24 protein-coding genes and 1 tRNA gene are annotated in these 23,874 nt (G+C 57.9%); 11 read left to right on the forward strand and 14 right to left on the reverse strand.

The window, feature by feature from the left end:
- Window positions 1-23 precede the first annotated feature (23 nt).
- The gene (locus ACR0JF_RS12295) at window positions 24-494 is read right to left on the reverse strand and encodes a tetratricopeptide repeat protein (protein ID WP_170478075.1); all 471 of its coding nucleotides are present in this window, start codon (window positions 492-494) and stop codon (window positions 24-26) included.
- Window positions 495-539: 45 nt separating this feature from the next.
- Between ACR0JF_RS12295 and ACR0JF_RS12300 the strand changes: the two genes are divergently transcribed.
- On the forward strand, window positions 540-1,781 hold the full coding sequence (locus ACR0JF_RS12300) for a cytochrome c peroxidase (RefSeq protein WP_170661101.1): 1,242 nt from the start codon (window positions 540-542) through the stop codon (window positions 1,779-1,781).
- Window positions 1,782-2,121: 340 nt separating this feature from the next.
- Here the strand turns inward: ACR0JF_RS12300 and ACR0JF_RS12305 are convergent, their stop codons facing one another.
- Entirely contained in the window at window positions 2,122-3,126 is a 1,005-nt protein-coding gene (locus tag ACR0JF_RS12305) for an AraC family transcriptional regulator (RefSeq protein WP_170661100.1), read from the reverse strand.
- A gap of 141 nt (window positions 3,127-3,267) precedes the next feature.
- On the opposite strand from ACR0JF_RS12305, the gene ACR0JF_RS12310 reads away from it, so the two are divergent.
- The 4 genes from ACR0JF_RS12310 (at window position 3,268) to ACR0JF_RS12325 (ending at window position 8,584) form a co-directional block, all read left to right on the forward strand.
- Window positions 3,268-4,665: an amidohydrolase family protein gene (locus ACR0JF_RS12310; protein ID WP_170661099.1), complete on the forward strand. Its 1,398-nt coding sequence runs from the start codon at window positions 3,268-3,270 to the stop codon at window positions 4,663-4,665.
- Window positions 4,666-4,751: 86 nt separating this feature from the next.
- The gene (locus ACR0JF_RS12315) at window positions 4,752-5,456 is read left to right on the forward strand and encodes a DUF3299 domain-containing protein (protein ID WP_480669380.1); all 705 of its coding nucleotides are present in this window, start codon (window positions 4,752-4,754) and stop codon (window positions 5,454-5,456) included.
- A complete protein-coding gene (locus tag ACR0JF_RS12320; RefSeq protein ID WP_170661097.1) occupies window positions 5,453-6,631 on the forward strand; it encodes a carbohydrate porin in 1,179 nt (392 codons plus the stop codon). The genes ACR0JF_RS12315 and ACR0JF_RS12320 overlap by 4 nt, the downstream gene beginning before the upstream one ends.
- A gap of 69 nt (window positions 6,632-6,700) precedes the next feature.
- The gene (locus tag ACR0JF_RS12325) at window positions 6,701-8,584 is read left to right on the forward strand and encodes an amidohydrolase family protein (RefSeq protein ID WP_170661096.1); all 1,884 of its coding nucleotides are present in this window, start codon (window positions 6,701-6,703) and stop codon (window positions 8,582-8,584) included.
- A gap of 443 nt (window positions 8,585-9,027) precedes the next feature.
- Here the strand turns inward: ACR0JF_RS12325 and ACR0JF_RS12330 are convergent.
- Window positions 9,028-9,103 (reverse strand) — tRNA-Val (locus ACR0JF_RS12330).
- A gap of 214 nt (window positions 9,104-9,317) precedes the next feature.
- Between ACR0JF_RS12330 and modA the strand changes: the two genes are divergently transcribed.
- From modA to modC, 3 genes are read left to right on the forward strand one after another with little or no spacing between them, the layout of a single operon-like run.
- Window positions 9,318-10,097 (forward strand): molybdate ABC transporter substrate-binding protein, encoded by a 780-nt coding sequence (modA, locus tag ACR0JF_RS12335; protein WP_170661095.1) that lies wholly within the window; start codon window positions 9,318-9,320, stop codon window positions 10,095-10,097.
- Window positions 10,098-10,102: 5 nt separating this feature from the next.
- On the forward strand, window positions 10,103-10,795 hold the full coding sequence (gene modB / locus ACR0JF_RS12340; RefSeq protein WP_170661094.1) for a molybdate ABC transporter permease subunit: 693 nt from the start codon (window positions 10,103-10,105) through the stop codon (window positions 10,793-10,795).
- Window positions 10,792-11,892: a molybdenum ABC transporter ATP-binding protein gene (gene modC, locus ACR0JF_RS12345; RefSeq protein ID WP_170661093.1), complete on the forward strand. Its 1,101-nt coding sequence runs from the start codon at window positions 10,792-10,794 to the stop codon at window positions 11,890-11,892. Before modB ends, modC begins: the two co-directional genes overlap by 4 nt.
- A 2-nt stretch (window positions 11,893-11,894) precedes the next feature.
- Here the strand turns inward: modC and ACR0JF_RS12350 are convergent, their stop codons facing one another.
- The gene (locus ACR0JF_RS12350) at window positions 11,895-12,788 is read right to left on the reverse strand and encodes a Hint domain-containing protein (RefSeq protein WP_170747524.1); all 894 of its coding nucleotides are present in this window, start codon (window positions 12,786-12,788) and stop codon (window positions 11,895-11,897) included.
- Window position 12,789: 1 nt separating this feature from the next.
- Complete coding sequence (locus tag ACR0JF_RS12355; protein WP_170642854.1) at window positions 12,790-13,302, reverse strand: toxin-activating lysine-acyltransferase; 513 nt, start codon at window positions 13,300-13,302, stop codon at window positions 12,790-12,792.
- Between the two features lie 160 nt (window positions 13,303-13,462).
- Here ACR0JF_RS12355 and ACR0JF_RS12360 point away from each other — a divergent pair, with 160 nt between their 5' ends.
- Window positions 13,463-13,873, forward strand: a complete 411-nt coding sequence (locus tag ACR0JF_RS12360; RefSeq protein ID WP_480669384.1) for a hypothetical protein — start codon at window positions 13,463-13,465, stop codon at window positions 13,871-13,873.
- Window positions 13,874-13,876: 3 nt separating this feature from the next.
- On the opposite strand, the gene hemF is transcribed toward ACR0JF_RS12360, so the two are convergent.
- The 4 genes from hemF to clpS are packed head-to-tail and all read right to left on the reverse strand — an operon-like array spanning window position 13,877 to window position 16,934.
- Window positions 13,877-14,761: an oxygen-dependent coproporphyrinogen oxidase gene (hemF, locus tag ACR0JF_RS12365; RefSeq protein WP_170661091.1), complete on the reverse strand. Its 885-nt coding sequence runs from the start codon at window positions 14,759-14,761 to the stop codon at window positions 13,877-13,879.
- A gap of 2 nt (window positions 14,762-14,763) precedes the next feature.
- A complete protein-coding gene (locus ACR0JF_RS12370) occupies window positions 14,764-15,564 on the reverse strand; it encodes an SDR family NAD(P)-dependent oxidoreductase (RefSeq protein ID WP_170378722.1) in 801 nt (266 codons plus the stop codon).
- Window positions 15,565-15,599: 35 nt separating this feature from the next.
- Window positions 15,600-16,565: a methyltransferase gene (locus ACR0JF_RS12375; protein WP_170661090.1), complete on the reverse strand. Its 966-nt coding sequence runs from the start codon at window positions 16,563-16,565 to the stop codon at window positions 15,600-15,602.
- Window positions 16,566-16,592: 27 nt separating this feature from the next.
- On the reverse strand, window positions 16,593-16,934 hold the full coding sequence (gene clpS, locus ACR0JF_RS12380; RefSeq protein ID WP_170378718.1) for an ATP-dependent Clp protease adapter ClpS: 342 nt from the start codon (window positions 16,932-16,934) through the stop codon (window positions 16,593-16,595).
- A 93-nt stretch (window positions 16,935-17,027) separates the two neighbouring features.
- On the opposite strand from clpS, the gene ACR0JF_RS12385 reads away from it, so the two are divergent.
- Window positions 17,028-17,729, forward strand: coding sequence for an HAD family hydrolase (locus tag ACR0JF_RS12385; protein WP_170661089.1), 702 nt, complete (start codon window positions 17,028-17,030; stop codon window positions 17,727-17,729).
- Between the two features lie 280 nt (window positions 17,730-18,009).
- Complete coding sequence (locus tag ACR0JF_RS12390; protein WP_170661088.1) at window positions 18,010-19,401, forward strand: D-alanyl-D-alanine carboxypeptidase family protein; 1,392 nt, start codon at window positions 18,010-18,012, stop codon at window positions 19,399-19,401.
- Window positions 19,402-19,470: 69 nt separating this feature from the next.
- Here ACR0JF_RS12390 and ACR0JF_RS12395 read toward each other — a convergent pair whose 3' ends face one another.
- The 5 genes from ACR0JF_RS12395 to ACR0JF_RS12415 form a co-directional block, all read right to left on the reverse strand.
- Window positions 19,471-20,718, reverse strand: coding sequence for a hypothetical protein (locus tag ACR0JF_RS12395; protein WP_170661087.1), 1,248 nt, complete (start codon window positions 20,716-20,718; stop codon window positions 19,471-19,473).
- 158 nt (window positions 20,719-20,876) lie between these two features.
- Window positions 20,877-21,638 carry a 5-oxoprolinase subunit PxpA gene (locus ACR0JF_RS12400; RefSeq protein WP_170378710.1) on the reverse strand — a complete coding sequence of 254 codons (762 nt, stop codon included), beginning with the start codon at window positions 21,636-21,638 and terminating at the stop codon, window positions 20,877-20,879.
- Between the two features lie 12 nt (window positions 21,639-21,650).
- Window positions 21,651-22,649 carry a 5-oxoprolinase subunit C family protein gene (locus ACR0JF_RS12405; protein WP_170661086.1) on the reverse strand — a complete coding sequence of 333 codons (999 nt, stop codon included), beginning with the start codon at window positions 22,647-22,649 and terminating at the stop codon, window positions 21,651-21,653.
- Window positions 22,649-23,395, reverse strand: coding sequence for a 5-oxoprolinase subunit B family protein (locus ACR0JF_RS12410; protein ID WP_170661085.1), 747 nt, complete (start codon window positions 23,393-23,395; stop codon window positions 22,649-22,651). The genes ACR0JF_RS12405 and ACR0JF_RS12410 overlap by 1 nt, the downstream gene beginning before the upstream one ends.
- Before the next feature lie 295 nt (window positions 23,396-23,690).
- Window positions 23,691-23,874: hypothetical protein (locus ACR0JF_RS12415; protein ID WP_480669389.1), on the reverse strand; the 184-nt coding region annotated here is incomplete at its 5' end.

The raw sequence follows: 23,874 nt of genomic DNA on the forward strand, positions 1-23,874 counted from the left end.
GGCCGGGCTTTATGGCCCGGCCCTCACCGAAACGGGTACATCCACCCTTTGTAGTCGTTGACCAGCACATGCGCCCTTTCGATCTGCTCTGGCGACATTTTCTTGACCACTTCCTCAAGGCTGATCGCCGCGTCGGGGTCGCCGCCAATGGCGCTGAGCGTGTACCACATATAGGCGCGCACCAGATCGGGTGCGGGCATGCCCAAACCCAATTCATAGTACCAGCCAACGCCCGACTGAGCCCCCGGGTGGCCTTTCATCGAGGCGCGGAGATACCATTCAAAGGCGCGTTCGTAGTCCTGCTCAACCCCAAGGCCCAGCCCGTACATCACGCCGATCAACTCTTCAGCCTCGGCGTTGCCCGAGCGCGCGGCTGGAAGAAGTTCCTCGCGCGCGGCTTCAAACTGTCCGGCTTCCATCATATCGCGCGCTTGCTCCAGTTCCGCCAGAGCCGGAGACGCAAATATGCAAAGGGCGAAAACAAGCTGACGCATGGGTTGGTTGCTCTCTTCTGGGTTGGGGCCGCTGCGGCACAGGATTTGCCGCGACCGTTAACCGATGATGACTTTATCCCATTTGATATGGAACAGGCCGCCGTTGGTCATCAACTGTTTTACGACCCGATCCTGTCGGGCAACCAGAACATCAGCTGCGCCCATTGTCACCACCCGGATTTTGGCACCTCTGACGGGTTATCGCTTGGCATAGGCGAAGGTGGGCAGGGGTTGGGGCCGGACCGCACACCCGGCACCGGGGCAGACAGAATACGCAAACGCATCCCTCGCAACTCTCCGGGCCTGTGGAATCTTGGGGCGAGGGAGATTCACACAGTCTTTCACGACGGCAGGCTGAGTAATTCAGACGTCTACGGCAACGGCTTCAATTCCCCAGCGCGGGAGTGGCTGCCCGAGGGCCTGAATTCCCTGCTGGCGGCGCAGGCTCTGTTTCCCCTGACCTCACAATTCGAGATGGCGGGCAATGTGGCCGAGAATGAGGTCACAGGCGCGGTGCATGATCGGATCGACAAAGGCTGGCCTATTCTGGCGAAACGCGTCCGCACCGATCCACGGTATGGTCCGGCCATCGTCGCCGCCTTTGACGAGGTCGAGACGACCGAAGACATCACGATCACGCAAGTCGCCAACGCTCTGGCCGCTTTCATGGCGATCGAGTGGCGGAGCACCGACAGCCCGTTTGACCACTACCTCGAGGGTGACACGAATGCCCTTTCGCCGGCCCAATTGGATGGGATGGAGCTTTTCTACGGCAAAGCCCGTTGCTCCAGCTGCCACGCCGGACCTCTCATGTCAGATCAGAAGTTCCATGCTTTAGGTTTGCCGCCCTTTGGACCGGGCCGTACCCGGCAGTGGGATCCTTTCGTCCGGGATGTAGGCCGCATGGGCGAAAGCAACCGCCTGGAGGATGCCTATAGGTTCCGCACCCCTATGTTGCGCAACGTTGCCCTGACCGCGCCCTACGGTCACAATGGCGCTTTCCCCGATCTGGAAAGCGTCATTCGCCACCACTTGAATCCGCAGGTAAGCCTGGACAACTGGAGTCCTGAAATGGCTGCTTTGCCCGAGGTGCCATGGTTGCAAAAAACCGATTTCATAGTGTGGGAGGACGACTATGAAATGGAGCGTCAACGCAATAAAAGCGACATTGTTCCGGTCCAACTCACAGAGTTGGAAATTCAAAACCTGATTGCTTTTCTGCAGTCGTTGACAGGTATCAGCGTAGATTCATTGAAGTTCGGAGTGCCGAAAGGATTTATTCCTTAGCCATCCCTCACATCGGCAAGGCTCTGTCGGAGAAGTCGTACCCTGCCGTCCTTGTTGGTTTTCTCTTTTGGGAAGATCTTGGGATGAAATGATTTGCAGAGAAGAAGACTCTGTCGAGCGTCGCGATACAAAAAAACAGGTATCTAAAACGGTATCAAACCAATTTGATCTGACAAGATAGGTCTAGATATCTGACGCACTGTTCTTGTGAGTGGCGTGTTTCCAGTATGGGGCAATTTCCCCACTGCGATCCTTGAATAGGGCTCCAAGAATCCGTCGCAAATTCTTGTCGACCCGCACTTTATATGAGGGTGCAAGCGGTCCCAAAGTTACAACGCAACTACGCACCAAGACGGAACTTGGTCGGTGTCATTCCGGTTTGACCCCGGAAAAAGCGCGTGAAATGGGACTTGTCTGAGTAGCCCAGGAATAGACCGATCTCCGCAATTGTCATCTTGTCATCTCTGAGGTGCTCTTTGGCGACATCGACACGCAGCCGTTTGATTTCGCGGGGGAGTGTTGTGCCTTGTTGTTGAAGCGCTTTCAGAAACCGTTCCGGCTGTATTCCCAGTAGTCCGGCCACAACCTCTGGTCCCAGATCGGTTTCATCCAGTTTGTCGCGTAAGACGGATCGCAAAGCGGCCACCACCGTTACTTCTTCGTTTTGTCGAGCTGAGGCTATGTGTTTGACAGAACCCTCGGAGGCATGGTGCAGAAACAACCATTCCACAGGAAAACTGATTTGCATTCCGGGATCAGGTCCCAAGCCAACTTCGATCCCTTTGTAGTTGACCGGTAGACCCGTAATATACCGGCTTTCCCACCGCACACGCGAAGAATCCCAGGATTCTCCGACGACAGTCTCCAGAAGCCGTACATAGATCGCGGCTCCAAAACCGGTCACTTGAATGGGTGGGACAGCGGGTTCCTGTTGCCTCTCGATACGATAGGTTGCTTTGTCCGCTTCGATGACAAGGCTGTGCCGCACGGAATTGGACTCCTGCGGGACAAGCCCAATAAAGCGGGTAAAGAACTCGAACAGCGAGTTTGTCGATTGTAGGGCTTGAGCGAACGGAGGCCATTCCCGCAGGTCAAAAGTCTCGCCTACATTCAGGCCAAGGTATCGGTCCCCAGACACGTCTGAGAAGGCATTTAGCAGACCGTAAACCAGCTCTGAGTGGACATAGACAGAAGGGTCAGACAACAGTTCGGACTTCAAGCCGACCTGATCCAAGGCCGGTTGCGGATCGAGCTCGCGGTCAGTGAGATACTGCAGAAACGGAGCTGCCAAAGCGAGGCGAATGAACCCTTCGCTATGCTCTTGAGAGGTGGAGTTGAACGGCAATTTCGTCTCCCTTTCAGGATCAAATGCTGTGATCAGTGGCCATTTTTGTAGTCACATTCGTACATCCTAATTCAAAAGGGGCAACCGAGCCAATGAAATCCAGACTATAGTTGGCAAAACATGAATATGAAGGGAGTACTTATGTCCGGCTTACGAATGTCTCTTTGCTCGACGGCAATTGTCGCGGCAGTTCTTTCTTTTTCGGCGACCGCGCAGGCTCAGGATCAAGAAGAACCCCAAACGCTGTTTACCAACGTGCATGTCTTCGACGGTGTGAATGAGCAACGCATTGAAAATGCCAGTGTTCTGGTCGAGGGCAATCTGATCAAGTCCGTCTCAACCGATGCCATTGATGCGCCGAGCGCGACGGTTATCGACGGCGGTGGGCGCACTCTGACACCGGGCTTTATAGAGAATCACGCGCACCTGATGCTCATGGGGCCATCGATTGCCGAGATGGAAACCAACTCGACCTGGGAGGATTTCGCCATCCACGGGACCCGGATGGCCGAAATGTACCTGATGCAGGGCTTCACGACCGTTCGCGATGCCGGGGGCGCTGGCGGCGGGCTGCGGCGCGCAATTGACGCCGGCCAGATCGTCGGCCCCCGCTTTTATCCTTCCGGGGCATTTCTCGGAACACGTGGTGGTCACGCCGATTTCGCATCCTTCACATCTCCGCCGGGTGGGGTGACCAACTTTGGGACTCTGAATATGGCCCAACAGGTCAACGGTGTTGACGAAATTTACATGTATGGCCGCAACAACCTGCGCATGGGTGCCACGCAATTGAAGTTCATGCAATCAGGTGGGGTGATTTCGGCATTCGATCCATGGCAGTTGCTCGCCGGTTCGAAAGAAGAGATCGAGGCCGCTGTTCAGGTTGCCAACGAGTACGGCACCTATGTCATGGCACATTCCTACCGCAAAGAAGCGATCATCAATGCCCTGAATGCAGGGGTCAGAACCATTGAACACGGATTTCACTTTGACTGCGAGATTTCTGCTTTGATGAAAGAAAAAGGAGCGTACATCACGACGAACATCACAGCATTTGATCCAGGCCTACTTGATGTTCCTTCCGTGAAAAACAACCCCAACAGTTTGAGGAAGGCCAAATCGGCCTCGGCGACCTTCGAAGCCTACATTCCAAGTATGAAGGAATGCCCGGCGCCGCGCGGTTTCCAAACCGATTGCGTCGGCTCGGTCGAAGCGTGCAACATCCAGATCGCCTACGAGAAACATCTGAATAACCATTTCTTCGGCCCCTATGCGTCGATGGTAACCCTAACTTCGGTAGGTGGCGAGATCGCGGCACTTAGCGGTGATTTCATGAACCCCTATCCGGAAGGCAAACTGGGTGTGATCGAAGAAGGAGCTTATGCGGATATCCTGCTAATCGACGGTAATCCACTTGAAGACTTCTCGGTGGTTGGTACGGGTGATCAATGGTTCGGCGCCGACCCGAGGCCTGAAAGCCCTGATACGATTCGACTGATCATGAAAGATGGCGTTATCTACAAAAACACACTGAATTGACCTGCCTAAGTTGCCGGAGAGAATTTATGCACCATTGGTTCCGCTGGGTCGTATGCGCAGGGTTTTTTTGGTGTGGGCATTCTGCGTTGGCAACGCCTGAAACCGCATTAGATTGGGCCGACCTGCCAGACCCTTCTGCGCAGGTCTTTGAAGACCCCTATCGCGAGCTCAGCCCTGAACAATTCGACGATGTTCTTTACGTCGTTCGATTGCGCGGCAGGCTGCAGCAGGATGGTGGCAGCGAAGAAGAGCGGCAAAAGTGGCAAGTGCTTTTGACCGAGACCGAGGATGCCTTGGCCGCTGATGGAATTGATATCGACTGGCTGCTCGATCAGCGTGAAGTTGTGATGGAACGTCGAAGAAAGGCGGGGACAAACGGAAATCCGCAATTCGATGGTCAAACAATCACACTGGCTGGTTTCGCCATTCCTGCTCCGAATGATCCGGACGGGCGGCCTGTTGCGTACCTGGTGCCGGAACGCGGGATGTGCAGCCACATGCCGCCACCTCCGCCCAACCAGATGATCCGTGTGCGGTTGAACGGGGACTGGGCGCCCAGCTATTTTCATGAACCTGTTCGGCTGACGGGCATGCTGACCATCGATCCGTCTGTTCAGAATATGATGGTTGTGGATGGCCAGATGCCGATGAACGCGACTTTCCAGTTGGAAACGGAACGTGTCGAAACTCTGGAAAACAAGGCGGACAGGCTGGAATGGAAGCAGCGTGCCGCTGATCGCATCCGTGCGGCGGGCAATCGCAAGACCGGTGGGGCAAGGGCGTCTGAATGATAAGACTACTGGCTGCTACACTAAGTATTGCTGTCGCTGGCGCCGCCTCGGCGCAAGGACTGTCCGGGCCCTCTTCGGTCGAAGCTGATCTTACCCCCGGAGATGGGCTCACCGACCCACAATACCGTTCCGATTTTCCACGCAACATCGCACTGGGTTGGTTTGAGTGGAAAGACCGACTCGCTGAGGGTGGGTTTCGGTTCAATATTGATTACCTGGCGTTAGGCCAAACCACGAATGCGGATCTGGGAACCGGCGAAGCGGCCAGCGGAATTGCGCGATTCTACGGGAGTTGGCAGGCAACTGAACAGGGTTCCCTGACATTCAAGATCGAAGACCGGCACAGCTATACCGATGTGGCCCCGCAGTTTCTTGGGCTGGATGGCGGAGCGCTTTCGATCACCGGGACAGCCTTCAACGATAGCGGCCTGCTGCTGACCAATCTGTTCTGGACCCAAAGGGCCGAAAACGGTTCGTGGACGCTGCAATTCGGGCAGATTGATGTAACGGACTTTGTGGATATCTATGGGCTGGTCAGCCCCTATAGTGGCTTCCAAAACCTGTCCTTCAACACCAACCCAACACTTAACGCACCCAACCCAGGTCTTGGTATTGCCGGTGGGATCAAGCTGAGTGAAAACTTCTACGCTGTCGCGAGCGTTGCAGATGCAAACGCCGATCCGTCTGATCCAAACTTTGATGTGTTCAGCGACGGCAACCTCTTCAAATCGCTCGAACTTGGGTACACGTCAGGCTTTGATCGCATTTATTTCGACAATGTCCATCTGACCCTCTGGCACGCGGATGCGGCCGAAGATGGCAGCCGGGCGGAAGACTATGGCGCTGCGTTTTCTGCCGCATGGTTTGTTGACAATAAGTGGATGCCGTTCTTTCGGGCAGGGGCCTCAAAAGGGACCGCAGCGCTATATGACCGGTCGGTTTCTGCCGGTCTGGGTTACTATGGCCGCAATACCGATCTGGCAGGTCTCGGCCTGAACTGGGCCGAGGCACGAGGCATAGATGGCGATCAGTTCACGCTGGAAGCCTTCTACCGTTTTTCGATCTCACCCGGGCTGCAGATCACGCCGTCCCTGCAGTACATTTCGAACCCGCTGCTGAACCCCGCTCAGGATAGCATTACGCTGTTCGGCCTGCGAACCCGGATCGTTTTCTAGTGTGGGTCGAAAGCAGACGTCAAAAGCGTTGAAATATGCAATTCTGCTGATCAAAGGGAGGATCTATCCATGCGTACCCTGTTTCTGGCTGGCACGTTGTCCGTGTTTTCCACTTTCTGCGTCGCGCAAACCTACGACGTGGTCATCCTCAACGGTCGGGTAGTGGATCCGGAAACCGGGTTCGATCAGATCGCCAACGTTGGAATAAGCAATGGCTGGATCACTGCTGTTACCGACGAAGATATTGACGGCAGAGAGGCAATCGACGCGACAGGGCATGTTGTGGCGCCCGGGTTTATCGACCTTGAACAACACGGGCTGGATCCTTGGGGTATCAAGGTCAACCTTCGCGATGGCGTTACGACGCAAATGGATTTTGAGGTCGGAGCCGCGAATATCGATGAATGGTACGCTGCGCGCCAAGGCGTGACGCAGGCAAACTATGGCACAGTCGTTGGACAAGAATTCGCGCGGATGCGGGTACATGACGGCCTTGTTCTGGAAGGTGGGGACATCGACTTCCGGAACTTCTTCGCACTGCGGGCACAATCCGTGGAAGACGGTGTCGAGGGCTGGTCGTCGGTTCCAAGCAACCGCGAGCAGATGAACGAAATCACTGCCCAACTGGATGAGGGGCTTCGTCTCGGCGCACTCGGCGTGGGATCGACCATCGGCTACGCCCGCGAAGGCATCACAACCTATGAGATGTTCGAAGCACAGCGGGCCGCTGCGCGTTATGGTCGTCTAACTTCGGTGCATCACCGGTTTCATCCCAGTGCTTCCACACCTACTGAGACACAGACCGGCGTTAACGAAATCCTTGTCAATGCGATGGTGCTCGGCGCGCCGCTGCACATACACCACGATAATGACTATGGGTGGTGGGAAAATCAGGAAAAGCTCCAGATGGCCCGCGACCAAGGCTACAACGTCTGGTCCAGCTACTATCCTTGGACCGCCGGTTCGGGAAACTACGGCGCTTCGATCATCGCCCCCGAAAACTGGGAAGGGTCGATGGGGTACAAATACGAAGACACCATCTTTGACCCCCAGCTCGATCGCTTTGTGACCAAAGACGAATTCTTGAGCTTCGCGGAGAATGAACCGGGACGGACCGCTATTGTCTTTAGCCCGCCAAGAGAGCAATGGCTCAACGATTGGATCACAATCGCGGGCTATGGCATCTCGGGCGACGGTATGGCCGGGTTGGATATCGAGGGCAACTTGATGAGTTGGGATGCCCCCTACGAAGACTATGCCGGGCATCCCCGGTCCGCAGGCAGTCACGCGCTTGTCTTGAGACTGGCTCGCGAAGCGAATGTGCCCCTGATGCTCACACTCACTCAGTTGAGTTACATACATGTGAAGCGATTGGGTGACACTGGCTTGCGTGCAATGCAGGTGCGTGGGCGTATGCAAGAAGGCATGGTCGCGGATATCACGATTTTTGATCCGGAGACTGTGACCGAAAAGGCGAACTATACCCTTGGCCAGCAAGGTCTGCCGTCAGAAGGCATTCCGTATGTGCTGGTCAACGGAACGATAGTTGTCCGGAACAGCGAAGTGCAGCGTGATGTTTATGCCGGGCAGCCGATCCGGTTTCCAGTCGAAGAAAGTGGGCGTTTTGTACCGGCTGGCCGCGAGCAGATCATGGGCATCCTCACACCGGACACCGGCACGGTCCGTCCAACACTGCTTGACGATATCACAAATAATGAAGCCAGTGCCGCACCCGCCGCGCCATCAACCAACCAGTTTGCATCGGTAAAGCCAACCGACCCGTTTGATTGGTTTACGCCTCGCAACGGTTTAGATGACGGTGCCCTTTTCTTTTGCGTCGTGCATGCTCGCTTCGAGGACCCTGCGCAAGCAAAACGCGACTATGCGAAGGCTATGATGTCAAAAATGGGAGGGTCTAGGCCTAATCAGTCGGAACAACGCAGAGCAAACTAATACGCAGAGTCTTGGAGCAGTGAAAAATGAAAGCCTACATTAGGCTGAGATCGATCATCAGCAACCAGTCAGGTTACGGAAGCTTTTCCCGCAAGGCACCTGTTCTTCAGATCGGAGCAGAACGGCGACTCTGAGCCTAACGAGCCATATGCTGCGCAGAGGTAGCATGACCGCTTTGCTTGTCTTCAGGGATCACACTCCTTGGCGCGCAACTCATGCTCTTGCGGCCACTTCGTATTGACCGGTCCATTGTTGACCTGACCTTTTAGCAGCAGGTTCCGTATTCTCTGAGATGGCATGTAGAGCGTTGTCCTGCTCCTATCTCCTGTGTTGGAGACATCTTTTCTGTCTAAGTGCAGCGGAGGCACAGCGGACACAGTTTCATGCGCAACGTATCAATAGGCGCTTGTCGCGTAAGACCTTGATGCATCGTGGGGAAAGGATGGTGGGTGATGAGAGACTCGAACTCCCGACATCTTCGGTGTAAACGAAGCGCTCTACCAACTGAGCTAATCACCCGTGACGGTGCATTTAGCCAAGCCTGAGGGCGGGTGCAAGAGGGTTTGCGCGAATTTCTGACCTTTCTTCGGGTGGCGCGTCTGCGACGGCTGTCTGTACCGCTGAAGGCATCACTGCACACCCGATTGAAGGCAAATACCGAAAGGCGCTTGCGCGGGGCCTGTTGCCTCCGATATCCCCAGAAGGGACCGAAACCCCTCAGGCCGGAGAGGACATGGCCCGACACTCCCCTCGCCGTTTTCTTGTGGCAGCGCTGGTGCTTGGCGCGTTTTTGCTTGCTCCGCTTCGGGCCGGTGCAGACGGGATTTTAGTGTTTGCGGCGGCCAGTCTAAAAACCGCATTGGATGAGGTGTCGACTGCGTATCAACGCGAGACTGGCAACGATGTCACGATTTCATATGCCGCATCCTCGGTTCTTGCGCGTCAGTTGCAGCAAGGCGCTCCGGCTGATCTTTTCATTTCCGCGAATGAGGATTGGATGGATGTGCTGCAGAAGGATGGTGTGATCAAACCCGAAACCCGAGTCGCCCTCTTGGGCAATGGATTGGTACTGATCGGAGCCGCGCCCCAGACTAATATTGACGAGGTCTCGGCGGCCTATGATTTGGCCGAACAGCTTGAAGGCGGCTTTCTTGCCATGGCGTTGGTCGATGCCGTCCCCGCGGGCATCTACGGCAAGGCCGCGTTGCAGAACCTTGGCCAATGGGACGCAGTACAGCATCAGATTGCTCAAACCGACAATGTGCGTGCGGCACTGGCTTTGGTCGCGACCGGGGCGGTACCGATGGGCATCGTCTATCGGACGGATGCTCAGGCTGACGCGCGGGTTGGAGTTGTTGGCAGCTTCCCAGAGGACAGTCATCCGCCCATCATATACCCGGTCGCCGAGACGTCCTCTGCCAAGCCAGAGGCGCAGGATTTTCTGACCTTTCTCCAAAGCGAATTCGCGTCAGATCTGTTCAAGGGGCAGGGGTTTTCTCTGCCTGAACGGTGAGCCTTATGGATTGGTTGGGCCCTGCCGAGATTGAGGCGTTGAAATTGTCCCTGCTTGTGTCGTTCTGGGCAACGCTGGCGACTTTGCCATTCGGGATATTCGTGGCTTATGCTTTGGCGCGCTGGCGCTTTCCGGGGCGGCAGGTGTTGAATGGTCTGGTGCATTTGCCCCTGATCCTGCCTCCCGTCGTCACCGGCTACCTGCTGCTGCTGACTTTCGGCATTCAGGGTCCTATCGGGCGCATATTGGCCGAGTTCGGGATCGTTGTTGCGTTCCGGTGGACGGGCGCTGCGATGGCGGCGGGGATCATGGCGTTCCCTTTGATGGTGCGGGCCATCCGTCTGTCGATTGAGGCCGTTGACCCTCGGCTTGAACAGGCGGGGGCCACGCTGGGGGCCTCGCGCCCTTGGGTGTTTGCGACGGTAACATTGCCGATGATCCTGCCGGGGGTCATTGCTGGGGCCATTCTGGCATTTGCCAAGGCGATGGGCGAGTTTGGGGCCACGATCACCTTTGTCTCGAACATTCCGGGCCAGACTCAAACACTGCCATCAGCCGTCTACGCCTTCCTGCAGGTGCCGGGGGGTGAGGCGGCGGCGACCCGGTTGGTCGTCATCTCGATCATCATCGCGATGGTGGCGCTATTGTTGTCAGAATATTTCGGGCGCCGTGCGGCGGCGCGGGTGGCCGGGTCATGAGCCTGTCTGTTCGTCTGCGCCACAGCCTGGCTGGGCTGGATCTGGACCTCAACTTTGAGGCTCCGCCGGGCGTGACGGTTCTGTTCGGACGTTCGGGGTCGGGCAAGACTACGGTGGTGAATGCCGTGGCGGGTCTGTTGCGACCCGAGGCCGGGCGCGTCGCCGTGGATGATTGGGTCCTGTTCGACACAGACACCAAGCTTTGGCTGCCGCCGCACAAACGCAGGCTCGGCTATATCTTTCAGGAAGGACGTCTGTTCCCTCACCTGACCGTGCGACAAAACCTGTCTTTCGGGCGCTGGTTTGCACCGCGGTCTGCAAAGCGTGAGGACCCGGACAAAGTGATTGAGATGCTGGGCATCGGTCATCTGCTCGACCGCCGTCCGGCTGGTTTGTCCGGGGGGGAGAAGCAGCGGGTCGCGATCGGACGCGCCTTGTTGGCCAGCCCACGCCTAATTCTGGCTGACGAACCTCTGGCTGCGTTGGACGAAGGCCGGAAGGCCGAGATCCTGCCTTACTTTGAGCGTCTTCGGGATGAGGTCTCGGTTCCAATTCTCTATGTCACCCATTCCGCGGCCGAGGTTGCGCGACTGGCGACCTCGGTTGTTGCGTTGCAGGATGGCAAGGTGGCGCGCCACGGCCCGGCCTCTGAAGTGCTGGCCGATCCGTCCGTAACACCTGCGGGTGTGCGCGCTGTTGGCGCGGTACTGCAGGTGCGTGTGCGGGCGCATCACGAGGACGGTTTGACCGAGTTGGACGCGGGTGGAGAGTCGCTGTTTCTACCGCGTATCCCGCATCAGATCGGCGCAGAGCTTCGCATCCGTATCCCCGCGCAAGAGGTGATCCTGTCCAACCAGCCTCCAGCAGGGCTGTCGGCCCTGAATGTTTTGGAGGGCACGATCGAGACGATCCGCGCCGGGGACGGGCCGGGTGCGATCATCTCGATGGATACGTCGGCAGGTATCGTGCTCGCGCGGATCACCCGCCGTTCTGTCGCGGGGCTTGGTTTGCAACCAGGCGCGCGATGCTATGCGGTGATCAAGACAGTTGCGCTGGCGCCGCAGGATGTTGGCGGACGGATCGGCCCGACAGGTTAGAGTTAGGCCAAGGCGCGGGCCTCATGCTCGCGCAGGATCATTCGGGCGGCGCGGCCGAAGCCGATGGATTTATCCGAGGTGCGATCGGGAAAGATCGAGGCCAGCTCCTGCAGCCCATTCGAGGACAGGGAATGTAGCGCCTCGTCGCCTAGAAACAGGCTCTCTGCCAATGCGCCCTCGGCGGTCAGAATCTCATGCTGATCCAACAGGATATGTAGGTATTCGACCGGCTGGTTTGAGGTGTCGACGAAGATACCCGGCCACGAACACAGGTGTTTTGCTGCGACCAGAACCTCGGCGGCGCCAAACAGCAGCTCGACTTTCGGTCCTTGTATCAGGACGCGATGTTGCTGCGACACCAGAAGATCGCGCGAGGGTATGTCGGGCCCAAGGCTGCCGCGCAGGATACGCACGGGCCGCAGATCAGGGTCACGACGCAATCGCTCGGGGGGGATCGGGCTGGCCTCGATCCACCGGATGGGTTGCAGCCCGTGATCTTTGGTCTGGACCAGATCGCCGACTGTCAGGGCCTCGACGAGCTCCGATCCGGTTTCGGTTTCGATCAGCGTCCCGGCGGTAAAGCATACGCCTTGAATGGAAATGGTGATGGTCGCCTGACCAAAGAAGAACCCGTCAGACCCCTGAATGACGAACGTGTCGGTTGCGATCTGGTTGAAGTCGAGGCTGTTAAAAAAGGTGGGATCGACCGTGTAGGTCCATTCGCCGGTATCCGCGTCTATCGTAGCCGTCCCATTGGCCGGAGGGGTCGCGATTGCCCAATTGTTGACGTCGAATGTTCCCGGGGTAGTGCCAAGAATGACCTGACCGGTGGCCACGTTCGGCGGTGAACCGGTGACATCCCCTGTCAAATCACCCGTGACCGGAACCGAGACCATGCTAGCCCTCGCCTTGTTCCAGCAGACGTTTGAAATCCTTCTTACGATAGAGCTTCATATGGACCTCGCCCGCGGCATCCCGGCTCCATTCTACGATCCGGTTTTGGCCCATGTCACCAACCAGACGATTCGTTCGAACGCGAGGGTGTGGTATTTCTGCCTTGAGAATGTCGACAATTTCATTGGTCTGCCCGAACGGCGCAACCAGATCGACGATCCAGAACGACGACCCGCTGGTGAAATCCGCATCCTTCAGGGGCTTTTCCTGAATGGCATATCTGTTTTCAGCCTCACGGCTGAGGCCGGCAAAAGTTACGAACCCTCGAGGAAAGCCGTTCTGGCGGAAGATGTGATACTGCCCCAGCCGCAATGGCGTTTCAAAGGCATAGAGAACCTGCGCCAAACTGCGTTTCTGATGCGTTGGGGTCAGGCCTGCCAAGTAGAACATTGCCCCGAAATCGGCGTATTTCTCCGGCGAGAGGTCAAACCAGTCCTTTGGAAATGTTTGGCTCACAGGGACACCAGACTTGCAATAAATATCATGATGATATGCGCCGACTTGTCAGTTGCATATAGGTATTTTGATGTGTTTGCGGTCTGTTGCCGAGCCCCCTCTCGACCCAACCTCCAATTGTGTTACTCTCATGGAACAGAGTTTATTTCAGGATGTTCAGATGATGCGTGTTGCCAAACTCATTGCAGCCTCGGCGTTAATTTTAGCACCCCAGCTTGCGCAGGCCGTCGGCTTCGGTGTCCGGGTAGGGCCACAAAACCGGACCCAGATAACGCCGTTGGAGGGTGGCATCTATGAGGTCAAGGCTATCGGATCATCGGCGCCAGTGAACTACTGGTGCGGGATCGGCGATTTCGCGATACGTACGCTGGGCGTACCCGGCCCGACGCGCATTTATATCTACCGTGCCTATGAGCCGGGCGTACGCACGGTGCAATTCTCACTGACACCACCTCCGGGCGCGGATACCGATCCGGGCTATTCCATCACGGTCAGAAAGGTCGGAGAGAATATGTCGGCGACCTCGGCACAGGCCTATTGCTTTGACAACTTCATGGATTTTGGGTTCTGAGCCTCAGACCCATTTCGCCATGGGCGGCAAGCTCATCAGCACCGCATCCGGATCGTGGCCCGTCTCAAGCCCGAACTTGGTGCCGCGGTCATAGACAAGATTGTACTCGGCATAGAGGCCCCGATGCACCAGTTGGGTGTCTTTGTCCGCGTCTGAAAAGCTCTGGACCCGGCGTTTTTCGACCAAAGGCAGGAACGCGGGCAGGAAGGCTTTGCCGATATCCTGCGTCAGGGCGAAATCCGCCTGCCAGTCATCGGTGCAGTAGTCATCCATGAAGATACCACCAACGCCGCGCGCGCGCTTGCGGTGAGGGATGTAGAAATACTCATCCGCCCAGTCCTTAAGGCGCGGATAGTGGCTTGGTCCGTGCGGGTCCAGATGCGCCTTCTGGGTCGCGTGGAAATGGGCGGTATCGTCGTCATATTCGATGCAAGGGTTCAGGTCTGACCCGCCGCCGAACCACCAGGCATGTGGTGTCCAGAACATGCGCGTGTTCATGTGAACAGCGGGGGCATGTGGGTTTTGCATGTGGGCGACCAGAGAAATGCCGGAGGCCCAGAACCGAGGGTCCTCGGTCATGTCGGGGATGCCCTTGCGTGCCGCCATGGCCTGTTGTGCGCGTTCGCCCAACGTGCCGTAGACGGTTGAGACATTGACGCCGACCTTTTCGAACACGCGCCCGCCCCGCATCACCGACATCAGCCCGCCGCCCGCGTCCGAGCCGTCCTCGGACTGGCGTTTGGTTTCTTTAAATTCGAAGCTTCCGGGAGTTGCGTCGGCAAACGGGCCGGTGTCGTGGCTATCTTCCAGCGCTTCAAAAGCGGCAACGATATCGTCGCGCAATTGGCGGAACCAGGCTGAGGCGGTGGTCTTTTCGGTATCAAACATGGTCAATGCGCCGGGGCTGCGACAGGGTCCAGCAAGGTGCGGCCGCCGTCAATTGTCAGGATCTGGCCAGTGATGAACCCTGCCGCGTCCGAGGCCAGAAACTGCGCTGTTTCTGTCAGTTCGGTCGGGGCGGCGATCCGGGCCAGAGGGGTGTGTTTCTCGATGTCGTCGCGGAAATCGCGATTTTCTTTCAGCGTTGATTGCAGCGATGCGCTCATCACTGACCCCAGCGCGATCGAGTTCACGCGGATACGGTTGGGGGCCAGTGCAACCGCCAGCGAGCGGGTCATTTGATCCAACGCGGCGGTTGAGACGGAATAGGCCATCAGATCCGGATGGGTGCGCCGTGCTGCGATTGAGGACAGGTTGATGATGGAGCCCGCCGGGTTTTCCTCATCTTCGCCGGATTGTTTGATCATCCGTTTGGCCACCAATTGGCTGAGGCGCAAGGCGGGCATCAGGTTCTGGTTCAGCAAGGTCCGAACCGAGTCGTCATCGGGGTCCAGCGGGTCAGACGGGATCACCTGACGCGCGCCGTTGATCAGAATGTCGACCTGATCGAACGCATCCAGCGTGGCCGAAAGCAGGTTGGCGATGGTCAGCTTTTCGCGCAAATCACCGGCGAAATAGCGGATGTTGCCATCGTCGGCCTGCTCGCCCAATTCCTCGGCCAGCCGTTTTTCATCCATATCTGCAAAGACGACATTGGCCCCGGCATCTGCAAAATGCCGCCCGATGGCCAACCCAATCCCGTTGGCCCCGCCGGTTACAATCGCTGTCTTGCCAGCTATGGAAAAGGACATCCGAATCCTCCTGATTTGGGGCAGGTTAGCCGGGCTTAGGCCCGGGGGCGAGAGGCTTGAAACACCTTGAACCGATTGTCGCCTGCCACTTCCTGAACTTGGGCGAAGGATTCGGCCAGTGTTGCCTCATAGGGCAGGTGGTGGTTGGCAACCATCCACAGGGTGCCGTTGCGGGTCAGGTTCTTCGCGGCGGACTTGATGAAGCCCTGCCCCAACGCCGGATCGGCACTGCGTGAGGTGTGAAAGGGCGGGTTCATGATGACGGTGTCGATAGGCTCGGGCGCGGTCCAGGTCACCGCATCCGCCCAGTGGAACTGAGCACGCATATCGGGGACGTTTGCTTGCGCGCATGTCAGCGCGGCGTGATCCGCCTCAACCAGATGAAGGGCTTTGACGCGGTCATTCTGTAGTAGACCCGCTGACAGATACCCCCAGCCCGCGCCCAGATCAGCCACGCGCGGGCCGATCTTGTCCGGCAAGGACTGTGCCAAAAGGGCCGAGGCCGGGTCGACCCCATCAGCAGAAAACACACCCGGAGCGGTCACGTAGCCATCCACGCTTTGGGTCTCGGGGGCGGCCCAATCGGCAAAGGCCTCGACGTCGGCCTGAAACCAGAAGATCTTGCCATGGGCCTTGGAAATAGGGCCTTCGATTGCAACACGCTTGCGGATGTCTTTCAGAACACTGTCGATACCGTTGGTTTTGGCACCATCAACCACGATTGTCCCGCTGGCATGGCTGCACGCCTGCTGCACCAGCGACCGGGCCAGCGCCTTGGCGCGGGGCAGAAACACCAGCGCGTCGCGGCATGCCGCGTCAAGCTTGGGCTTGGTGGCAAAGCCCTGACCAGCGAAATGATCATGGAAAGGTTTGAACGGCTGAATCACCCGTGCCTCGCGCGACAAGGCTGACAGATCCTCTTCAGGTGTCGGGCCGATCACCACCAGCGGTTGCGACAGGGTCAAACCGCAGTTCAGGGCAAGATCAAGACGAGGGGACATGATAAATTCCGGGCAGCCCAGCCTGCGTTATTCTTCGCGTTCCATCGTGCATTGCAGCGGATGCTGATGCCGACGCGCGAAATCCATCACCTGACCCACCTTGGTCTCGGCAATCTCGTGGCTGAAGACGCCAACAACCGCGACGCCCTTTTTATGCACGGTCAGCATGATCTCGAACGCCTGCGCGTGGGTCATGCCGAAGAAGCGCTCCAACACATGAACGACAAACTCCATCGGGGTGTAGTCATCGTTCAGCAACAGCACTTTATACAGCGGAGGGCGCTTGGTTTTGGGTCGCGTCTGCAGCAGGACGGACGAGTCGCCGTCGTCATCCGATTTGTCAGACATCATCCAGGGGTTTTCCAGCATCGCGCGCAACTGTCCGATTCAGGCATTGGGTTTATCTGAGGGCTTATATAACGTTGACGCCGTCAGAATAAAGAGGCAGCGGACCCTTTCGGAATGGACAGCAAACTGACCACTATCGCTTTCGATGCGGATGACACGCTGTGGCACAACGAGCGTTTTTTCCAACTGACACAGGCCCATTTCGCCCAATTGCTGGCAGACCACGCAGAACGGGACCACCTGATGGAGCGTCTGCTGGCCGCCGAAAAGCGGAATATCCAGCACTACGGCTATGGAATCAAAGGCTTTGTCCTGTCGATGATCGAAACGGCGATCGAGGTGACGGAAGACCGGGTTCCAGCCTCGGTCATCCGCCAGTTGATCGACGCGGGGCAAGAGATGCTGGCCCATCCCATCGAACTTCTGCCCCATGCACGCGAGGCGGTTGAGGGCGTGGCCGAGACCCATCGCGTTATTCTGATCACCAAGGGTGACCTGATTGATCAGGAGCGCAAGCTGGCCCAATCGGGGTTGGGGGATTTGTTCGACGGGGTCGAGATCGTTTCGGAAAAGACGGCCGAGACCTATAGGACGATCTTCGAACAGCATGGCGAGGGCCCCTCGACCGCAATGATGGTGGGCAACTCAATGCGGTCGGATGTGGTGGAGCCGATTGCCGCCGGGTGCTGGGGCGTTCATGTCCCGCACGGGCTGGTGTGGGAGGTCGAGCACGCCGAAACACCCTCTGACCATCCCCGATTCCGACAGCTGTCGGATCTAGGCGGACTTTCGGATCTGGTGCGCGCCCTAGGCTGATGTTGCCGTTCGGCCGCAGTTCCGGAAAAAACCGCGCACCCTTTGCCTTGTTCCCGTCATCATCGCTCATCTGGTGGGTCGGTATAGGGGCTGCGCCTATATATAGAAGGTGTTCGTGCCCCTCACGATGCCGGGAAATCCCCAGCTTTTGGTTTATTTTGCCGGGGTCCTGTGTTAGCCTTGATGATAATCAATAAATTTCATCCGACCGGGAAAACCCGGCGGAACGAGGCAGACAGAGGCAAAGATCGTGCAGAGTCGGTGGACAGTCCCGGCCCGGATGGGCGTATTCCTCACAGCGTTTATGTTGGTGCTTTCTTTCGCGCCGCTCAAAGCTTTGGCCGCGCCTTACGCGGCGATGGTGATCGACGCGCGAACGGGCGAGGTTTTGCACTCGCGCAACGCCGATACGCGCCTTCATCCAGCCTCACTGACCAAGATGATGACCCTCTATATCGCGTTCGAGGCCGTTCGGAACGGAGAGATCACGCTGGATACTCAGGTTCGCATCACGCGGGCGGCAGCGGCCGAGCCTCCGTCGAAGCTGGGCCTACGTTCGGGCCAGACGATTGCGTTCCGCTACCTGATCCGCGCGGCGGCAGTGAAATCGGCCAATGATGCCGCCACCGCCATCGGGATTGCGATCAGCGGGTCCGAGGCAGCCTTTGCCCGCCGCATGACGCGCACTGCCAAGGCAATGGGGATGAGCCGCACAACCTTTAAGAACGCCCATGGCCTGACGGAATCGGGGCATATGTCGACCGCGCGTGACATGACCACGCTGGGGCGGCATCTGCTTTATGATTACCCGCAGTATTACAACCTGTTCTCGCGCCAATCGACCAATGCCGGTATCAAGACGGTTCCCAACACGAACCGCCGCCTTTTGGCCGCCTATAAAGGCGCGGATGGGATCAAGACAGGCTATACCCGCGCCGCTGGGTTCAACCTTGTGGCCTCCGCCAAGCGCAAGGACGAGCGCATCATCGCAACGGTCTTTGGTGGCAAATCGGGTGCTTCTCGGAACGCCAAAGTGGCTGAGTTGCTGGATCTCGGGTTCCGCCGCGCACCGTCGCGCGCGCCGATCCGCCGCCCTGCGCGCCCGGCTTACGCGGGCAATGCCGGTTTGGGTGGCACGCAAGTTGCCCGTTTGACCGGCGCACCCAAGACCAGCCTGCGCCCTGCAATGCGTCCGACAGCGACGACACAGGTTGCAAGCGCGGTTGTTGACACCGCCGATGAAAACCGCGACCGCATTAAGGACGGGATCGCTGCGGCTATTGCACAGGCGGATATCGCGCCGACTGCACCTCCGGTCGAAAGCTCGGATACACGTCCGGCCCTACGGCCCGACAATCTGGTCCTGGCCTCGACCCAACCGGCCGAGCAACCAGAGCCGGAACAAGAGGTCGTCACGCGTCTGTCCACCTCGGGTGGGCATCTTTGGGGCGTAAATGTTGGCCGCTACACAACGCGCTATGAGGCCGAGAAGGTGCTGCTTAAAACCGCTCTGTCCGAGATGACAGCGCTGGACGGCACGCTGCGCAAGGTCAATCAAAGCTCCAAAGGGTTTGAGGCCACGTTCCAGGGAATGACCCGTGAACAGGCCGATCTGGCATGTCGCCGCCTTCAGGCGCGCAATGTCACCTGTTTCATGATCGGGCCGTCATAAGACCCGACATATACTCTCCTGATGGGTCTGGGCTGCGAATTTTCGCAGCCCTTTTTTCATGAAACCAGCTCAGTCGAACACGTGGCCGTGCTCGTACTGCTCATCCTGCCCGGCGGCGGCGGTCAGTGCCGCGACGTTGTCCTTGGTGAAGAACCCGTCGTACTGGTGGCACCGTTCGATATACTCGGTGATCAGCAGCGTCTTCTTTGAGTGTTTCGAGAAGATCTGTTTCAGGTTGGGATCGTCTTTGCATTCGCCCACCACATGGGCCAGGAAAGGCACGCCCTTGTCTTTGAGCGTATTGACGACGAAATCCACGTTCTTTTCGCCCGCGCCATGGTCGCCATCCTGGATCTCGACCGCCATGTGATGCAGGCGGCGGCCGAAGTTGCGCACGAAATCCTCGGTCGGCATGGGCAGTTTGGCAAATGAGTTCACGAAGGACGGCGTGTTGTTTGCCGTAAACACCTTGGCCGGAGATTTCTTGTCGTCATCCACATTGGCGTTGCGATTCACATTGGTAGACGAGTTCATGTCGAAGATGTTGTACGCCCCCCAGAAATAATAGGGCACCATCGTCAGAAACTCGAGGATCGCGTCCTCGCGCTCTCCGGCCAGAACCCGCGTGGCGAGGTGGTCGATCCCCAGCATCAGCGGCGCGATGTTCGAGTCGGTGCCGAAGGCCGCAGCCTCTTCCAATCGAGCTTTCTCGGTATCGCTCAGCAAAACGCGGTCGCCAAGGCCCAGACTGTCGGGGTCGTTGAAATCCAGGGTAGAATAGCCAACGCGGTTGCAGGTGAAATCCGACGGCGTGGTAAAGCGAAACCCATCCAGCGTGTAGAACGGGTTTTCCGTATCACCTGCATATTCAAACCGGATGTTCTGCTCTTCGAGAGTTTTGCCGAGCTCTTTCAGATCGCAGGCGGCAAAGACCTCCCCCACGTACCGCGTTTGCGGGGTCGGGCGGGCCAGCGGGTACATCCGGTTGATGCGCGGGATGAAGTCCTCAAAACTGTCGCTCAGCGGGGCCATAAGGATCAGTGCCGGATAGTCGGGATGCGAATGCAGGACCGCGAACTTGTGTGTCTGCCCCAGATAGCTGGCCGAGTGGCGGTAAGGCGTCATCACATAAAGCTCGACCATCGTATCGAACAGCGCCGTGGATTCGACCTGGATGACGATCGCGCGCATCGGCCCGACCTGATCCGCGACACCCGAGCTGGTCCTGCGCTCGTAGATCATTGGCAGGTATTCGTGAAAGAAGTCCGAGTTCTTTTTGTCACCTCGGGGTGTGTAAGACATCAGATCGAAAGACATGTACGCCTCCTTGCCGGGCATCTGGCGGCGAGCGCGGGGCCAGCCAATAGCGTTGCTAGAAATACGGTATTCAGAACATGCACTTGCGGGCATGCTATGCGCTCAACCGAATTCAGGCAACAGCCATAGGATATGGGCCCAGGATTACGGGCTGATGTCTATCGGGTGAACTTTGTCACCTCGACCCCGCCCTCGATCAGGTTTTCCCGGACCGACCGGGCGATCTGCACGGCAGTTGCGCCGTCCCCATGCAGGCAGATCGTGTCGATGGACGTCTCCAGCCGTTTGCCGGATTCGGTGATGATGGCCCCTTCGCGCACCATGTTCAGGATGCGTGGGCCTGCAAGCTCGGGGTCGTGGATCACCGCGCCGGGCAGGCTGCGGTCCACTAAGGTGCCATCGTCATTGTAGGCCCGGTCGGCGAAGATCTCGCCCACCCATTTGCAACCAAGCTCTCGCACGGCCTCTTCCTGTTTCGTGACCGCCAGCACCATGATGATGATGTCCGGATCGACATCCAGCGCCCCCTGATAGCAGGCGCGCGCCATTTCGAGGTCGACCGAACACATATTGGCCAAAGCGCCGTGCAGTTTCAGATGCCGCACATTAGTGCCAGTGGCTGCGGCCATACCCAAAGCCGCGCCCAGCTGATAGCGCACCAGATTGCGCAGGCTGCCATGGGGCACTTTCATATTGCGCCGCCCGAATCCCTGTAGGTCAGGAAAGCCGGGATGCGCCCCGATGCCCACATCATTCTCAGCGGCCAGTGTCATGGTCTTGGCCATCACGTCCCAGTCACCTGCATGAAACCCGCAGGCGATATTGGCGGATGTAATGATCTTCAGCAGGCTTTCGTCATCGCCCATCTTCCAGGGGCCAAAGCTCTCGCCCATATCGGCGTTCAGATCCACGCGCGGCATCAGATAGTCTCCTTAGTCGGTGGCAGAGATCACTCCGCCGATCAATTGGTAGGACAACAGGTCCGGGATGTCATGAGGGTCGCGGACCAGAGGCTCAACGCGGCTAGGAAGGCGTGCAAGATCTGCGCGAAACGCGGCATCAATCTCTACAGCCTGTTCCAGAGTCACGAATTCAAACCGAACCGTCCTGCGGGCCGGGGTCTGAGCAGCCTTGGACATGTCGCAGGGCAAGACGGTTGCAATTCGGGGGTAGCCTCCGGTCGTCTGGCATTCGGGCAGCAGAATGAAGGGGTTGCCGGTGCCAGTCATCTGAATGTCGCCGGGCGTGATCACCTCGGACAGGATATTGAGCTGATCTTTGGCCGCAAAGCCTGGTCCGTCACTTTCCAGCTGCATCCCCATACGGTTGGCCCGCGTGCCACGCGTGAACTCTGTCTGCGCAAAGCGATCCAGCGTTTCATCATCGAACAACGCGGTTTGAAAGCTGGCGACGACGCGAAGGGTGCCGCCGTTGAACCGGTCCGGGGGGGACAGCTTCATCCTGCCGTCGCCCGCATTCTTCCCTGCAGGTAACACATCGCCCACCGCAACGGCGCGTCCGATCTTGGCTGTCAGATGTGTCGCGCGCGAGCCGAGGAACAGCTCGGCCTCAAGGCCGCCCTCCAAATGCAGATAGCCGTAGTTGCCCTGAACGGTCGCACCGATCGTTAGCGTTTGCCCTTGCTCAAAAACATGGGACGCGTTCCAGACGATCGGGGAGCCGTCGACACTTGCCTGCATCGTGGCACCGGTCAGAGCGATCCGCGTGCGTTGCGTCGCTTCGAACGTGCCACCCATGCCTGCCATTTCCAGCGCGGCTAGATCGGGGCTTTGTCCCAGCAAGGCTGCGCCCTCATGCAGCGCCAGAATATCTGCTGCTCCGGAACGAGAGAGACCCTGATCCAAATAGCCGATACGCCCCTGATCCTGAACCGTACAAGCCGGACCAATGCGATGAACCATCAGGGTCATCAGGCGATCTCCTGGCAGGTTGCGCCACCAAGACCATCGTCGTTATTTGCGCGGATTGCTTCAAGTTCTTCCCGCGAGACAGAGGTGAACTGAAGCTCATCACCGGGCCGCAGGGTAAATGCTTGATCCTTGTCTGGCTGAAAGCAGCGAAACGCCGTTTGGCCGACATGCCGCCACCCAGTCGGTGTTGGGCCGGAGAACAGTACAAATTGTGAGATCGCCAGAACGAGAGCGCCCTCGGGCACCATGGGCGTCAGCTCCTGCAGGCGCGGTATGTTGAATTCGGGTCCCAGCGGCCCGAGATAGGGTTGCCCCGGCGCAAAGCCGATGGTCAGCACCCGCACTTGTGTCTGACTAAGCCGCCGGACAGCCTCGGCCGGGTCCAGCCCAGCAACATGTGCGGCGTCCTCCAGCTGTGGGGCAAGGTCCGTGCCATATACGGTTGGCACCCGCCATAGTCTTCGGCCCTGTGGTAGAAGGGCACTATACCAGTCCTGCTGGTTCAGGATCTGCTGCAGTTGGCTTGTGATCTCGAGATGTGAAACCACCTGAGGGTCAAAGCGCACATATGCAGATCCCAGAGAGGCCGATGTCTCTATAAGCCCGTGCAGCGCTAAGCTGTCCACCTGCGCCCGAAACGCCAGGGCCGCGCGGTTTGCGGCCTCATCCATCTTGTCTGCAAATGTCACCAAAGCCCCGTCGAGCCCGACGGTGCGTACCAGTGGGTAGGAAAGACCTTCAGTCATACTTGGGCCGAGATAGGATTATTTCTTGTCATTCAGGAACCAGACCGCATCCCAATGAAATGCGCAAGTACAGGTAAAGAGCGATCCACACCGACGCGCAAAACGGAGTTTTTGAAGCCTGTCACCGGATTCGACTCGCGGGCGCGAGTCGGGCTTTATTGTATCCAAGAGTTAACATGGCCCAAGATGTTGTGGTTTGCCATTGTGGAGTTCCGGTCGGGCTATGTAATTCCTTTGTTGGCGTGCTTGTATCTGGCTGATTTGGCGCTAGACGACGCTAATTAACCTATTGATCTTAAGTCAATAAATAAGAAATCGCAAAAAAATACGCCGATATGTAATTTTCCGCTTGCGGCTTTGTGGGGTAAACCTTAGAACCCCCTTCACCGGCGCTGCTGAGGCGCTGGGGCGCTGCTGAGGCGGTGGAGACGCTCAGGATAGACTGGGGGCATCTGAGGTTGAGTTTTAGGCGGGCGCGC

Source organism: Ruegeria sp. BG11 (assembly GCF_056538565.1).